This is a genomic window from Sphingobium fontiphilum, from assembly GCF_014196635.1.
In the GTDB taxonomy this organism is placed as follows: Bacteria; Pseudomonadota; Alphaproteobacteria; order Sphingomonadales; family Sphingomonadaceae; genus Sphingobium; species Sphingobium fontiphilum.
The window spans coordinates 491,911-506,158 of the sequence record NZ_JACIEB010000002.1 but is presented as its reverse complement, the minus strand read 5'-3'; the positions used below and the strand labels follow the sequence as shown (position 1 = coordinate 506,158).

Below are 14,248 nucleotides of genomic sequence, written 5' to 3'. Positions count from 1 at the left end.
GGGCGCGTCAGGCGGGGTCGGCATCTGGTTGGCGGGATGGGTGGGCGCGGGCCACCGCCTCAATCCTCGCCATCGCCTGTCCCACGCGCCGCAGCGTGGGAAACGGCTCCAGATCAACCCCGAAACGCTCGGCCGAATAGAGTTGCGGCACGAGATAGCAATCGGCCAGACCCGGATCGTCACCATGGCAGAAGGCGCCGTCATGGCGCCCGACCAGCGTCTCCAGCGCCGCAAATCCCTCCGCGATCCAGCGCCCGATCCAGCCGTCGACCTGGGCCTGGGTGGCGCCGAATTCCGCGCGCAGATGGCGCAGCACGCGCAGATTGTTGAGCGGGTGGATGTCGCAGCCGATCAGCGCCGCCATCGCCCGGACGTGCGCCCGTCCAAGAGCATCGGCGGGGAGCAGCGGCGGGGCCGGCCAGCGTTCGTCGATCCACTCCAGAATGGCCGGACTTTGCGTCAATATGCCCCCGTCCGTTTCCAGCGCCGGCACCAGTCCCTGCGGCGCGATGGCGCGATACTCCGCGCTGTGCTGAGCGCCTGTGCGCAGGTCGTGGCTCACTTGCGCATAGCTGATCCCCTTGAGGTTCAGGGCAATCCGGACCCGGTAAGCCGCGCTGGAGCGCCAATATCCATGGAGCCGGATCATGTCAGGCCGCCGGTTCCACGATGGCGCGGCATTCGCCAAAGCCGATGGATATGCGGCCATCCGCAACCGCTGTCGCCCGCATCAGAATCTCGTCGCCGTCCTCGATGAAGCGGCGCTCTTCCCCGGTCGGAAGGATGACCGCCTGCTTGCCGCCCTGCGAGAGTTCCATGAGGCTGCCGAAGCTGTCCGGCGTGGGGCCCGACAGGGTGCCAGTGCCCAGCAGGTCGCCCGGCATGAGGTTGCAGCCGTTCGAGGCATGGTGGGTGACGATCTGCTGCGCTGTCCAGTACATGGCTGATGCGTCGCCGCGCGACAGGCGATGCGGTTGCATCCCCGCGCTTCGCATTCCGGCGCTCGACACAAACGCCTCCAGTTGGATGGATAGCGCGCCTTGGGCCTGATCCTGCTCGTCCCACAGATAGTCGAGCGGTCGGGGATCGCCAGTCGGGCGCGGCGGCTGCGCCATGCGGAACGGGGCCATGGCTTCGGACGTGACCACCCAGGCGGAGATGGTGGAATGGAAGTTTTTCGCCAGGAACGGGCCCAGGGGAACATATTCCCACGCTTGCAAGTCGCGCGCGGACCAGTCGTTCAAAAGGCAGAAGCCGGCAATGTGATCGGCGGCGTCGCCAATGCTCACGGCGTCGCCCAGTGCGTTGCCCTTTCCGATCCAGACGCCCAGTTCCAGTTCATAGTCTAGCCGGGCGCTGGGGCCGAATGTCGGCGCGGCGGCGTCTGCAGCCTTGCGCTGGCCCCTGGGCCTGCGAACAGGCACGCCCGAAGGCCTGATCGAGGATGCGCGCCCATGATAGCCGATCGGAACATATTTATAGTTGGGAAGCAACGGGTTGTCCGGCCGGAACAATTTGCCGATATTCGTGGCGTGATGAATGCCGACATAAAAATCCGTATAATCGCCAATCGCCATGGGCAGGTGCATCTGGCACTCGCCGGCAGGGATCAGATGGGGTTCGACGCTCTCCCGAAAACCTGCATCGCACAATAGCCTGCTCAGCGCCTTGCGCAGTTCGGCGCGTCCGGGCGCTGGTTGCGACAGCAGGTGAACCACGCTGTCGCCGCCCAGCGCGTCGCGGCCGACCGGGAGGTGCTGCTCGAGCGCCGCCAGGTCGAGGATATGGTCGCCGATGGCGACACCCAACCGGCGGCGGCCCCCGCGATGCGTGAATAAGCCATAAGGCAGATTCTGGACCGGAAACTGGGAATGGCCGTTGGCGCCGACCACCCAACTGTCGAGCGCGGGATCATGGGTTTCGTCGATCGTTGGAAAAGTCACGCGCTTTCGCCTCTGTTGCGCCCGTGGGGCGGGGGAAGCCGCGCCTTGCCAAAGCCCGCCCAGCAATCGTCATAATCGCGCTGAAGCAGCGGCGTCGTCAGCGCGAAGCGGGTGGGTTGGAACACATGGCGGCTTTCGAACATGAACGCCATGGTGTCGGTGATCCGATGCGGTTTCAGATCGGCGGCGACCGCCGCCTCATAGCTGGCCAGATCGGGGCCATGGGCGGACATGCGGTTGTGCAGCGACGCCCCGCCCGGCGCGAAGCCTCCCGCCTTGGCATCATAGACGCCATGGATCAGGCCCATGAACTCGCTCATCACGTTGCGGTGGAACCAGGGTGGGCGGAATGTGTGTTCGGCCACCATCCATCGGGGCGGAAAGATCACGAAGTCGCAATTCGCCGTGCCCGGCATGTCGGATGGCGATGTCAGCACGGTGAAGATCGACGGGTCCGGGTGGTCGAAGCTGACGGTGTTGATCGTGTTGAAGCGCCGCAGATCATATCTGTAAGGCGCGAGGTTGCCGTGCCAGGCGACGACATTGAATGGCGAATGCGCCAGCGTCGTCGTCCAGAGCGAACCGCAAAATTTCTGAATGACATTAAAGGGCGCGTCGTCGTTAACGAACGCGGCGACCGGCGTTTCGAAATCGCGGGGGTTGGCCAGCCCGTTGGAGCCGATCGGCCCCAGTTCGGGAAGCCGGAACGCCGCTCCGTAATTTTCGCAGACATATCCCCGCGCCGCGCCATCGGGCAATTCGACCATGAAGCGAAGCCCGCGCGGAACAACCACGATCTGCTCGGGTTCGGCGGATATCACGCCCATCTCCGTCACGATCCGCAGCCGGCCCTGTTGCAGCACGATCAGCCATTCGCCGTCGGCACTGAAAAAGGCGCGCCGTCGCATCGACATATTGGCGGCATAAAGATGCACGCCGATGCCGACGCCGATTTGCGCATCCCCGTTGCCGCACAGCGTGACGAGCCCCTCCACAAAGTCGGTCGGCTCATCGGGCAGGGGCAGGGCGTCCCAGCGCAGCCGGTTGGGCGTTGGCGCCGCATCGTTAAAGGGGCCGGTTCGCAAATGCGATGCCTGATCAAACGGGACATAGGCGGGATGACTTGCTGACGGATAAAGCCGGTAGAGCCAGGATCGCAGATTGTCTCTGCGCGGGGCGGTGAAGGCGGTGCCCGACAATTGTTCGGCATAAAGGCCATAGGGCGGTTTCTGCGGCGAATTCTGGGTCAGCGGCAATGCGCCCGGCACGGCTTCGGTGGCGAAATGGTTGGCAAAGCCGGGCATCATGCCGCCTTCATCCCCGGCGCGCCCGGCGACTGGCGGCGGCATCCTCTCCCAGGCACTGTCCATAGCATCGTCTCATCTGATGTCTTTTGATACTATATGCGCCATTGCAAAATTGGTGTCAAATGATACCAGTTTTGCAATGGCCAATTCCCACCTGCCACTCGACAGCTTCATGCCCTATCGCCTCTCTTTCACGGCCGGGCTGGTCAGCGAGCACATCGCCCACGCCTATGAAACGCAATTCGGCATCGACGTGCCGCAATGGCGCGTGCTCGCCTGGATCGCTGAGCGCGATGGGATCACACAGCAGGAGATCTGCCAGCGGACGAGGATGGACAAGGTATCCGTCAGCCGCGCGGCGATAGCCCTCAACAGGCGCGGTCTAGTCGAAAGACGACCCCATGCGCGCGACGGAAGGTCGCATATGCTGGCCTTGACCCCGTCCGGGATCAGTCTTTACGAACAGATCGTCCCGCGAGCCAGGGAACTGGAATCCCGCATCTTCGCTCAGTTTTCCGACGAGGAAAGGGAGGGCTTCATGGCCATCTTGCGCAAGATCGATGCGGCGGCGACAGCCCTGCACAAGGCCGGGACGCCGGGCCATCCGCCCGACGACCGGCAGTGGCCGGAAGCCTTGGACGAATAGACGCGGCTACCGCTACGCCAGCGAGGATTGTCGCCGAGAGAAATATAGGCGTTCATGCACCTGTTGCCGAAACTCGAAAAATGGCCGCTCGCGCCGATTGGCCCTGCAGAAGCAAGAGGAATCCCGGCGCGTCCAGGTGCGCCGCAAGGGCAAGTCGCTATCTGCGACCTTGGGCATACGGGCCGACGCCTGGGCGATCGCAGCCGAAGCGCAAATCCTCGCTGGCGCGATTGTCGAGAGCCGGACATGTAACGGTTTTGGGCCGGTCAATTGAGAGTTTAGCGCACGATCAAGGAGGCCGACGAGATGATGAAGCATAGCGAGGAGTTCAGGCAGGAGGCTGTGCGTATTGCGCCGACCAGCGGCCGGAGATTGACGGTAGGGCGCAACGACCCTCGCGCCCATCACCTCATCGTCGCGGGCGCGTTGCGGCGGTGCCTGGCGACGATAGCAAACCTCATGTCGAGTCCTTCGCACAGAAGGGACGAGTTTTTTCAGGATGTCGCGTTCCGCCTTCATCTGGCCGTTCGCTGGAAAGGCACGCCCCGGATCGGCGGCGAACTCCCTTACCCATTTGCACAGCATGTTCTCGTGCACATCCACATCGCGAGCAGCCTGTGCCACCGCACACCGCGTTCGCGCACCAACCGCACCGCCTCAAGCTTGAACGCGCGGCTGAACTTCCTGCGTTGCATTGTGGACCTCCGACAGGTGAAATCATCCTGCCTCGGTATCCGCCAAACCGGCAGCAGGCCGCATCATCGACACCTCATTTGATTGCCAATCGGGCAGCATCCGAGCTGGCCTCCAGCAACCCCAGGCGGATGGTCGGCTGATTTGCGCCAACTGTGATCGGTTGCGCGACGAGGGTCTTACGGCTTCGCGCCAAGCGCAGATCGTAGGACCCGTAGCGGACCCGTTCAAAACTGAAAAATCCGTCAAATTCGGTCCTGATCGAGTAAGCGACGACACCTTTCGCGTCGACAAGCTGAAGCGCTTCGCCCGGCGCTTCCCGCCCATCAATCACCAGGCTGCCTTCCAGCGTCGCGGTGCCGACGATGCCTAGCTCGACCGGTGTCGCCACTCCGGCCCGCGGCACGGCGGATATGCCCTTTCCGCTCGCGACCTCGAAGGGATCGGCGATCGCGCCTTCGTCGAGCGAGACGCGCACCGGAACGGCAGGTTCCAGCCCTTCGATCAGCGCGACGGGGTCGCACGGCTTCCCATGCTTGCGCGCAGTGTCGCCGCGGCTCTTGCAGGTCGCGATAGGGACGTCGTTCACAAGAAGCCCAGGCGCTGCAATCAGGGGTTCGTTGGGCTGACGCGCGCCATCGCCGTTCGTGTCGCGATAGGCGCTGACCGCGATGCTGCCGCTCGCCGCCCGCGCGCCCGATCCGATCCGCCCGAACCGCCCTTGGCCATTGGCGCCGATGCTGAACTGGAGCGCCAGTCCCAGCGAGAAGGCGCCGCGGGTGTCTGCCTGCGCATTGCCGGTGACGGACGCAAAACCAAGATCGCGGGTGTAGGACAATCCCGCATAGGCGTAACGATCGCGATTGGCATATCCCAGCGTTGCCTGCGCTTCGCCGCTTTGGCCAAGCGAGCGGCTGGCCGTCGCCGCCGCGCCGATCATCCGGGGGCGGGGCAGCAGCGCCCAGTCGGCCTCGCCCCGCAGCCGCAAGGCGCCGAAGCGGCTGTTGAACAACAGGCTGGCGGTCGCCTCCGACCGGCCCGATCCACCAAGGGGCGTAACGCGTTGCCACCCCAGTGAGGCGCTGGCGGACAATGTGCGAGTCGCGATGGAGGCGCGCGCCTGCGCCTGCAACATTTTATCAGAACGCGAAATGGTTGAGCGCAGATCGAAATGCAGCGGCATGATGAGGCCGGCCATGCGCACCTGACGATCCAGCGCGACGGCCGTGACCGCGCGCTGCCGGGCATCCAGCCGCTCGCTGGCCATGCCGTGATTGCGGATCGCCTCAATGGTGAAGCTGGTCTTGAGCAGTTCGCCGATCGCATAGGCGCGCACCGCGCGTCCGCCGCCCTGCGCCTGCGCGATGGAAAATTCGGTCAGCATGCCAAGCATGCTGGCGCGCGCCGCCGCTTCGGCGAAATTCCCGACTTTTCCGCCTGGCAAAGGATGACGATGCGCCGCGATGGACAGCGATGTCCCTTTGCCCAGGCCGTATTCGAACCCGATATCGGACCGCCAGCCCGACCGCGCCGGCGCCGACCCTGGCGCCAGATCCGGCGATCCTGAAAAGCGGATCAGGTCGTGGCGATCCTGCACCACGGCGCCATACCACCAAAGCTCGCCCGGACCCGGCGTCTGGCCGGCGATATTGTAGCTGCGGCGTTCCCGCTTGACCTGGCCCTGCGGCCCATAGCGCACGATGTCGAAGGCATTGACGCCGGAGCGCAGGTCCACATCCTGAAATTCATAGCGGCCCGTGGCGCCGTCGGTCACGCTGCCCAGCAATTCGCCATTGCGATACAGTTCGACGTCCCATCCCTGCGGCAGGTCGCCGACAAAACTCACCTGGTCATAGCGCGCCGCCATGCCCAGCGGCCGGTTGGTGACGGTAGCGCCGCGCCCGGGTGTGGCGAGCGCGACCAGCCCCGTCGAGGGGCTGATGACGTCGCCAAGCGCAAATTCGGACGCATGCAAGGGGCCAAGAAGTGCGCGCTGAGCGCTCGCGCGATAAAGTTTGAGGCGCATCGACTGTGGCATCCCGGCTTCGTCGGATGCCAGCCGCATGTCGGCGGAGAGATAGCCAAGCTCGCCGGCTGCGAACAGTTCATACCGCGCGCGGCGCGTGACCGCGCCATCGACCGCGCGGTCGGCCGCCAGTGCGGCGCCGACGTCAATCGATGGCGTGCGCCAGAGGCGGTAGGGCAAAGCGACTTCGGGAAGGGCTTCGCGAGGCGCGACCGCCCCTTCCTTCAACCGGTAGGCCGCTTCCGCCCGCTTCATCGCCGCCTCGATCGGCAAGCCGCCTTGCGCAGTGACCGTCAGGATCGCATTGGCATCGTCCGCCACAAAGTCCACGCCGAGCCAGAGGCCGAGATCCTCCGCCCGCACGCACCAGCCCGAGCGGCTTTCCCAGATCGTGTCCGCCTTGAGCGCCGCATATTGGCCGCCGAACCGCACGTCGCCCCGCGCGCGATCGATGAGGATATGGCGTTGTTCGTCGAACGCCCAGCCTTCGGCGCGCTGGCCGTCCGGACTGACGGTGATCGCGACCTGAAGCGTGTCGATGACGTCGCGAAAGTCGAGACAGAGCCCGGCCGGGGTGTTGAACGCGCGTATGCCCTGCCCGATCTGCATCGCGCCGATTCGCGCGTCGAACAGCATGGCGTCATCGGGGTCGGTGCGCAGTTGCGCGCTCGCAGGGCAGGGGGCGAACAGCCCCAGCAGGGCGACCAGCAGCCACAACCAGGCGCGCCTGGCCGCCTGAACCGGCCTGACCATCGCAACGGACCCTTGCCGGCTTTAGCGGACGGGAACTTCGCTGGGCGCGCCGCCCCTGGCGGCGGCGTCATTCTCTACGAAGCGCGCCGACAGTGCGCCTTTGGCGCCTGCCAGCTTCTCCGGCGGCACGGGCACGAACAGGCTGCGTTCCTCGACTTCGGCATAGGCGGCGATGCCCTTCACCGTGACGACCGGCTTGGCCTGTCCTGCCGCCATCAGGTCGATCGAGCCATAGGCGGACCGGGCGCCGGTTCGCGCGATGGTGACGGTAACGCCGCTCTGTCCGTCCACGGCGCTGCGCTCTGCGCTTACGATGCGGGCTTCGCCCGCCACTTCGCCGATCCGCACGATGACGGGAATGGCGACGCCATAAATGGGCGTTAGCGCGATCGACATGCCATCGGCCGCTGGCGCTGTGCCGGGGGCGGGCGGAGCCACGGCGTCGGGCACGGCGCGAAACAGGAGGTGCGCGCGATATTCGCCCGGCGCGAGCGTCGGCGGCGCCCGCACGCCGATCCGCACCGTCTGCGCCTGCTGGGGCGCCAGCGTGACTTTGCGCGGGGCATAGTTGAGAATTTCGAGCGCCGCGGCTTCCGCCGGCGTGGCGGCCTGTTCGTCGACCGGCTTGATCTGGCCGGTGCGATCCATCCGCCGGAGCACCAGCGAGATGCGATAGGTCGTCGTGCGATCGCCTGTATTGCTGACGACGACCTCCCCGCCGCCGCCGCCGGGCAGCACGAGGCGGGTCGGCGCAACCAGCAGGTCGCCCTGCGCAAGCGCGGGTTCGGCGACCATGGCCGCACAGCAGGCAGCCGCAGCCGCCTTCAGAAATCTCCGAAGCATATATGTCACCCCTTGATCGATCGGCGTCGTTTCCAGCGTGCCGAGCGGGGGACATGTGCATGACAAATGGTTAGCATCCCGCTAACCATGATCCGCGCTACTGATATTCGACGCTGACCAGATAGCTGCCTTCATAGCTGCCCTCGGCCTGGTTGCTGCTCACTGTCAGGGCGCCGCCGACCGAGAAGGCGTTTTTGGCATTGCCAGGGCGCAGCACCATGATGTTCTGCGAAGGCGTAAGCTGGACGTCGAGCGTGGCCCCCCGGGCCGTGCGCAGCCGGGCGGGCGACAGCAATATCGCGACGACATAATCCTTGGCGCCGGTGATCGCGAACAGGCCCGGACTGGCGCCGCCCAGGCAGCGTATCCCCATGCAGGTGAGGGAACCGGACGGACTGAGGGTCGCCGTTCCACTGGCGCTGCTCGCCGCGATGACGCCGAAGCTGATGCTGCGAATTTCATCGATAGCCGGGCGGTTGTGCGGGTTGGCGGCCCAAGCCGAACTCGCTGTGCTGACGAGCAGGGTGAGCATGGCCAGGCGCAGCAACAGGCGCGTGCTGCCGGGCTGGCTCATTGGTAGTGGACCGATATGGAATATTGACCGGAATAGACACCGGCCGGCTGGTTTGCCGCCACCTTGAGCAAGCCGCCGATCCTGACCGTAGCATTGCCCCCGGCCAGCGTCAGATGGCGCGCAGAGACCGAGAGCGTTACCGGCATGGCATGCGAGGCGCCGTCCGACAACGTCACGGTGGGATCGTCGATCGAGACCGAGACGCTTTCGCCTGGAATGCCGGCGATAGCAAAGGCGCCCGCGCTGGCGGTGCCGAGGCAGTTCAGGCCTGGTCCGCAGACCCGGGCGCCGTTGGTGCGCACACGCACTGTCGAGGCGCGGGCGGACGCGAACAAGGCGCCGAAATTGAGATTGGCGGTTTTGGTTACGGCGACCGACCGCAGGATCTGGACGGTGGCTTCGCCCCGGCGGGCGTCGCTTCGGCGGCTGCTCGACACAGGGTCGTGATCTTCATCGCCTGCAATGGCCGGCATCGCGGCCAGACCGGCCGCCAGGAATGCACATAACAGGAAAATCGCGCGCTTCATCGTCGGCCCCCGCAACGCAGGTGCCAAAAGATGGTAAAGGCGGTCTTAACGCGGCGATATGTCGCCAATGACCGAACCGGACCACCGCCCAAGGTGGCCCGGTTCGAACAGCCCTGTCACTTACTGATAATTGACCGAGACCGAATATTGACCGGCATAGGTGCCGGCCGCCTGGTTTGCGCCGACATTCAAAGTTCCCGCGATCTTGAAGCTGCCCGTTCCGCCAGCCAGCGTCATCGAACTGGTCGACGTGTTGAGCGCAACGGTCATGGCGTTGGCGCCGCCGTCGGACAGGGTGATCGTCGGATTGTCGATGGCGACGGAGACGGTTTCGCCGGTCGAACCGGTCACGTTGAACGCGCCAGCGGTGGTCGTGCCATAGCAGGACAGGCCCGAACCGCATGTGCGCGTGCCGCTTTCGGCGATCGCCACGGTCGATGCCGTGCTCGATGCCAGCACCTTGCCGAAATTGAGGTCAGACGATTTGGCGACGGTGATCGCCTGCAGGATCTTGACGGTTGCATCGCCCGTCGCCGACGTTGCATGGGCAGGCGCCGTGATCATGCCGGCAGCCGACACCATCCCGGCAAGGCCGAGGCCCTTTACTATAAGCTTGTTCATTGGACACACCCCTTGAAGCAGATTTGGAGCCGGTCTCCAGCGACCGACGACGCCTTTTAGGCTTCCAAGTCTGCATTCACGGTTATCGGCCATGGTTAACGGCGCGTTCACCATCGACAAAGGCCGGACTGGTCCCGCCTGTCGTCAATAAGTCATTGATACTCAAACTTTATTTCATACTGGCCGGCATAGGAACCTAAGGACTGATCCGCGCCGATCGCCAATGTGCCGCCTATGGTCACCGTTTCTTGACCGTCTGAAAGCGCGATCTGACTCGTCGACAGCGAGGGCGTCAACCGAAGCGAATCGCCGCCGGGGCCGACCAGAACCACCTCGTCGGGCACCGAGACCGCCACGAGTGTATCAGATCCGGTCACGACGAAATGCGCCGGGGCCGCCTGCGCATCGCACAACCTCATGCCCGAACAGGCAATGTGCCCGTCGGTAAAGATTGTCACCGCACCACCGCCGGCCGACGGCATCACGCGCCCGAAGCGCAGCACGCTTGCCTGCTGCGCCGACAGCGTCCTCATTATCACCACCGACGCGGTGGCTTGAAAATTTGGCCGTGCCTGGGCGTTCGCGCTGCTGGAAAGCGGGAACGACACGGCCAGGAACAGAGCCGTCATCAAGGGGTGCAAGATGATCCGGCCTTTTTCCATGACCTGACTTATAGTTTCAGTGTCGTAGTAATACGTAAGGGGAATGGCTTAATTCCGGGTTAACCCTGAATCGGCCATCGCACGGCGTGACCGCTTACATCGCCAATTCGACGAATCCGCTGGCGTAGGCGAGCTTTATCGCTTCGGGCAGGCTGTTCACGCCGAGCTTCATCATCAGCTTGCCGCGATACACCTCCACCGTGCGGACGCTCAGTCTCAGCTTGTCGGCAATAGCCCGGTTTGCCTGACCGTCGATCAACAGTTTGAGCACCTCGGCTTCCCGTGCGCTGAGTTGAGAGAAGCGCGTGGCGCTGTCGGTCTGCATGTCCTCCAGGCGTTGACGCTCTTCCAGCCGGGCAAATGCCGGTCTGATCTTTTCATAGAGGCTTGGTGGCGGGCACGGCTTTTCGATGAAATCCATCGCGCCCAACTGCATGGCGCGCACCGCGTTGCCGATGTCGCCCGCAGCGGACATCACGATCGTGGGAAACTTGCCCAAGTCTTCGCCATATTGCGCCATCGTATCCAGCCCCGACATGGTCGGCATCCGCAGGTCGAGCAGAACGACGCCGGGCTGGATGTCGGGGCGGGCAGCGAGGAAAGATTCTCCCGACGGGAACGTCACGACGTTGACGGCAGGCAGGAAAGCAAGCGCTTCGTAAAACCAGTCGCGGGAAATATCATCATCATCAACGATATAGACAGATGGCATGCCGTGCTGAATCCTCGGAACGAACTAAGGTCTCAGGCACTGGACTGCCCGCCTTTTGGTTCGGATTGCGCCCCTCGATTTTATATCCAGTTTGGATATTCGTTAGCGGCGCGGTCTTGCGGTTTCAACGATCATTTGGCCTGTCCTATAGGAATGGGAACAGCCGCGCCCATTGCGCGGGCATCACAATCGGGTAACGACAGTGGCCAATGACGGATCTCGCTCTGTGGATGATGGAGCGGGTAGGGGGGCGGCCATGATCTACAGTGAGAAAGAGCGCCTGGATGCGCTGGCGCAGACCGGTGTGATGGACAGCGGCCGGGAGCCCGAATATGACGCCATTGTCAGCGCCGCCCAACGGCTGCTCAGGACGAAAATTGCACTCATTTCGCTGGTCGGCGAAAAGCGTCAATGGTTCAAGGCGCGATCCGGCATAGACATCGATCAGACCCCGCGCGAAATCGGCTTTTGCGGCCACACAATCGCCGCAAACGATATCCTGATCATACCCGACGCAAAGGCGGATCCCGGCTTTGCCCTCAATCCGGTCGTCTCCGGACCGCCTCATGTTCGCTTCTATGCCGGCGTGCCCGTCCACATCGTCTGTGGCAGGACCGACAGGCGTTTGCCGGTCGGTACGCTATGCGTGATCGACGACAAGCCCAGGCGCATGGACGACGACGATGTCGCGACCCTGCGCGATTTGGCGAAGGTCGTAGAGGCGCTGCTTGAGGCGCGGCGCTCTTCCCAGAACAGCATCGAGCTTGCGGCTGAGCGCGCGCAGGCGCTGGAGGCGTTGGAGACGACACACCGCCAGTTCCGTGATGCCGAAAAGCTGGCGAATATGGGGTCATGGCGGCTGTCACTGCGCGACAATACCGCTTACTGGTCGGAACAGACATATGCCATTCATGGCGTGCCGGTGAGCGAGGGAATTCCGCTTCATACCGCGCTGGATTTTTACCCACCCCATGCCCGCGCGCTGATGAAGGCGTGCATCGACAACACTATAGCGACGGGAGAGCCGTACGACATCGAAACCGAATTCATCAACGCATCGGGGCAATCTCTGCGGGTCCGGGCCATGGGCGCGCTCGAGAAAAAGGATGGCGTTCCGGTCGCGCTCGTCGGTGTTTTCCAGGATATAACCGCCCGACACCAGATGCAGCTCGAACTGATCGAAGAAAAGCGCAAGGCGGACGCGGCGGTGCAAGCCAAATCGCGATTCCTGGCGAATATGAGCCATGAGATCCGGACGCCGATGAACGGCGTGATCGGTTTTACCGACCTGCTGCTGGCCAGCGACCTGACGCCCAGGCAGAGGGGCTATGCCGAACTGATAGCCGATTCCGGCAAGGCGATGATGACATTGCTCAACCACATTCTCGACATTTCGAAAATCGGGGCGGGCCGGATGGACATAGCCGACAGCCAAGTGGATATTCGAAAGAAGCTGCGGCTATGCACCAGCCTCATCGAGCCGATCGCGCGATCCAAGAATGTCGATTTGCGGTTGAACATCGACCCTACGCTTCCGCAACTGATCAAGGGCGACCCGTTACGGGTTCGTCAGATCGTGCTCAATCTTTTGGACAATGCCGTAAAGTTCACGCCCGAAGGATCGGTGACCCTGAGAGCGCGCATGGAAACCAGGCATGATTCCAGGCGGTTGGTGCTGGAAGTGGCTGATACCGGCGTCGGCATCGCACCTGACCGACTCGATGCAATATTCGAGCAGTTTGACCAGGCAGACCCTTCGATCGCACAATCATTTGGCGGGACCGGATTGGGTTTGTCGATCAGCAGCGAGCTGGTCAAGCTCATGGGCGGCAGCATCGATGTGGAAAGCACCGTCGGCAAGGGCGCAACCTTTACAGTTTCGCTGCCTCTGGAAGTGGAAACCATATTCAGCGATTTTGCGCCTCCGTTGGATAATGATGAAGCCGATCGGCGCGCAGTTGGAGCGTCCAATCCACTTCGCGTCCTGATTGCAGAGGACCATGACATCAATCGGGTGCTCATGGTCGCGATGGCGCAGCAGGTCGGAATGGTCCCGAAAGTTGCCTCTGACGGCCATAGCGTGATTGAGATGGTCAAAAGCGCCGCAGACCAGGGCAAACCGTTCGATCTCGTGCTGATGGATGTGCAAATGCCGGGTTTGAGCGGGCTCGACGCCACCCGACAGTTGCGGCAGCTTGGCTATGATGCCGAAACGCTGCCGATCGTTGCGCTCACCGCAAATGCTTATCCCGAAGATGCCGCCATCTGCCTGGCTAGCGGTATGCAGGACCATATTGGAAAACCGGTGCGGATAGACGCGCTCAAGGCCGCCATAACCAAATTTGTACCGGCTGCTAAATCCGCGCCCGCGCAAGCCCGATCGTCGCCCAACGCCTCTCTACATGGCCGCTATGTCGACCGAAGGGCCGCGGTGCTCAGGCTGATTAATGCGATGATTGAGCAGGGTGAGGCAACAGATCCCGACATTATCAAACTCGCCGAAGAACTGCACAAATTTGCTGGGGTCGCTGGCCATTTCGGCGATGGAAGATCGGGAGAGGAAGCCAGATACTTGGAAAAGACGTTGCTTGCTGCGCCTCGCCATCGTCGTATCCGCATTATGCAGACCGGCCTGGATCGTCTGGGCAAATGATGACGGCAAGGGAGAGCCAGCCCTCTGACCTCCAGACATAGGTAATGTCGCCCGCCCATTTACGGCTAGGGGCATCGGCGGCAAAGTCGCCGTCCAGCCAGTTCACCGCAACACCCAGACGATGGAGACTCTCCGTCGAGACCTTGTGCTAACATCCTCTCCCTTCGCGCTTTTATCCGACTTGTCGGGGGGAAGGGAGGAGATGGTGCACCCAACTGGATTCGAACCAGTGGCCCCCAGATTAGGAATCTGATGCTCTATCCTGCTGAGCTATGGGTGCGCCCGGCT

At 63.3% G+C, this 14,248-nt stretch carries 13 protein-coding genes, 1 tRNA gene and 2 pseudogenes; 3 read left to right on the top strand and 13 right to left on the bottom strand.

Features of this window, described 5'->3' with window-relative positions; translation table 11 throughout:
• Nucleotides 1-7: 7 nt before the first annotated feature.
• The 3 genes from maiA to hmgA are packed head-to-tail and all read right to left on the bottom strand — an operon-like array spanning nt 8 to nt 3,247.
• Nucleotides 8-649 carry a maleylacetoacetate isomerase gene (gene maiA / locus GGR44_RS06785; protein ID WP_183954761.1) on the bottom strand — a complete coding sequence of 214 codons (642 nt, stop codon included), beginning with the start codon at nt 647-649 and terminating at the stop codon, nt 8-10.
• 1 nt (nt 650) lies between these two features.
• Nucleotides 651-1,943: a fumarylacetoacetase gene (gene fahA, locus GGR44_RS06780; RefSeq protein ID WP_183954756.1), complete on the bottom strand. Its 1,293-nt coding sequence runs from the start codon at nt 1,941-1,943 to the stop codon at nt 651-653.
• Complete coding sequence (gene hmgA, locus GGR44_RS06775) at nt 1,940-3,247, bottom strand: homogentisate 1,2-dioxygenase (protein WP_183954877.1); 1,308 nt, start codon at nt 3,245-3,247, stop codon at nt 1,940-1,942. Before hmgA ends, fahA begins: the two co-directional genes overlap by 4 nt.
• A 142-nt stretch (nt 3,248-3,389) precedes the next feature.
• On the opposite strand from hmgA, the gene GGR44_RS06770 reads away from it, so the two are divergent.
• On the top strand, nt 3,390-3,896 hold the full coding sequence (locus GGR44_RS06770) for a MarR family winged helix-turn-helix transcriptional regulator (protein ID WP_183954754.1): 507 nt from the start codon (nt 3,390-3,392) through the stop codon (nt 3,894-3,896).
• Between the two features lie 97 nt (nt 3,897-3,993).
• Complete coding sequence (locus GGR44_RS06765) at nt 3,994-4,170, top strand: hypothetical protein (RefSeq protein WP_183954752.1); 177 nt, start codon at nt 3,994-3,996, stop codon at nt 4,168-4,170.
• 157 nt (nt 4,171-4,327) lie between these two features.
• Here the strand turns inward: GGR44_RS06765 and GGR44_RS06760 are convergent.
• From GGR44_RS06760 to GGR44_RS06725, 8 genes and pseudogenes are all read right to left on the bottom strand, one after another.
• A pseudogene (locus GGR44_RS06760) lies at nt 4,328-4,591 on the bottom strand (transposase); the annotation flags it as partial.
• Between the two features lie 74 nt (nt 4,592-4,665).
• A complete protein-coding gene (locus tag GGR44_RS06755; protein WP_183954750.1) occupies nt 4,666-7,368 on the bottom strand; it encodes a carboxypeptidase-like regulatory domain-containing protein in 2,703 nt (900 codons plus the stop codon).
• Between the two features lie 21 nt (nt 7,369-7,389).
• The gene (locus GGR44_RS06750; RefSeq protein ID WP_246344334.1) at nt 7,390-8,211 is read right to left on the bottom strand and encodes a fimbrial biogenesis chaperone; all 822 of its coding nucleotides are present in this window, start codon (nt 8,209-8,211) and stop codon (nt 7,390-7,392) included.
• A gap of 97 nt (nt 8,212-8,308) precedes the next feature.
• Nucleotides 8,309-8,785 carry a DUF4402 domain-containing protein gene (locus tag GGR44_RS06745; RefSeq protein ID WP_183954748.1) on the bottom strand — a complete coding sequence of 159 codons (477 nt, stop codon included), beginning with the start codon at nt 8,783-8,785 and terminating at the stop codon, nt 8,309-8,311.
• Entirely contained in the window at nt 8,782-9,312 is a 531-nt protein-coding gene (locus GGR44_RS06740; RefSeq protein ID WP_183954746.1) for a DUF4402 domain-containing protein, read from the bottom strand. Before GGR44_RS06740 ends, GGR44_RS06745 begins: the two co-directional genes overlap by 4 nt.
• 120 nt (nt 9,313-9,432) lie before the next feature.
• Nucleotides 9,433-9,933, bottom strand: a complete 501-nt coding sequence (locus tag GGR44_RS06735) for a DUF4402 domain-containing protein (RefSeq protein WP_183954745.1) — start codon at nt 9,931-9,933, stop codon at nt 9,433-9,435.
• 152 nt (nt 9,934-10,085) lie between these two features.
• On the bottom strand, nt 10,086-10,562 hold the full coding sequence (locus GGR44_RS06730) for a DUF4402 domain-containing protein (protein ID WP_183954743.1): 477 nt from the start codon (nt 10,560-10,562) through the stop codon (nt 10,086-10,088).
• A gap of 127 nt (nt 10,563-10,689) precedes the next feature.
• The gene (locus GGR44_RS06725; RefSeq protein WP_183954741.1) at nt 10,690-11,307 is read right to left on the bottom strand and encodes a response regulator transcription factor; all 618 of its coding nucleotides are present in this window, start codon (nt 11,305-11,307) and stop codon (nt 10,690-10,692) included.
• 256 nt (nt 11,308-11,563) lie between these two features.
• Here GGR44_RS06725 and GGR44_RS06720 point away from each other — a divergent pair, with 256 nt between their 5' ends.
• Complete coding sequence (locus tag GGR44_RS06720) at nt 11,564-13,960, top strand: ATP-binding protein (RefSeq protein ID WP_183954739.1); 2,397 nt, start codon at nt 11,564-11,566, stop codon at nt 13,958-13,960.
• On the opposite strand, the pseudogene GGR44_RS16825 reads toward GGR44_RS06720, so the two are convergent.
• Both GGR44_RS16825 and GGR44_RS06710 read right to left on the bottom strand, forming a co-directional pair.
• Nucleotides 13,956-14,105: pseudogene (locus GGR44_RS16825) on the bottom strand (IS3 family transposase); the annotation flags it as partial. The gene GGR44_RS06720 and the pseudogene GGR44_RS16825 sit on opposite strands and share 5 nt — an antisense overlap.
• A 58-nt stretch (nt 14,106-14,163) precedes the next feature.
• A tRNA-Arg gene (locus GGR44_RS06710) sits at nt 14,164-14,240 on the bottom strand.
• Nucleotides 14,241-14,248: the final 8 nt, after the last annotated feature.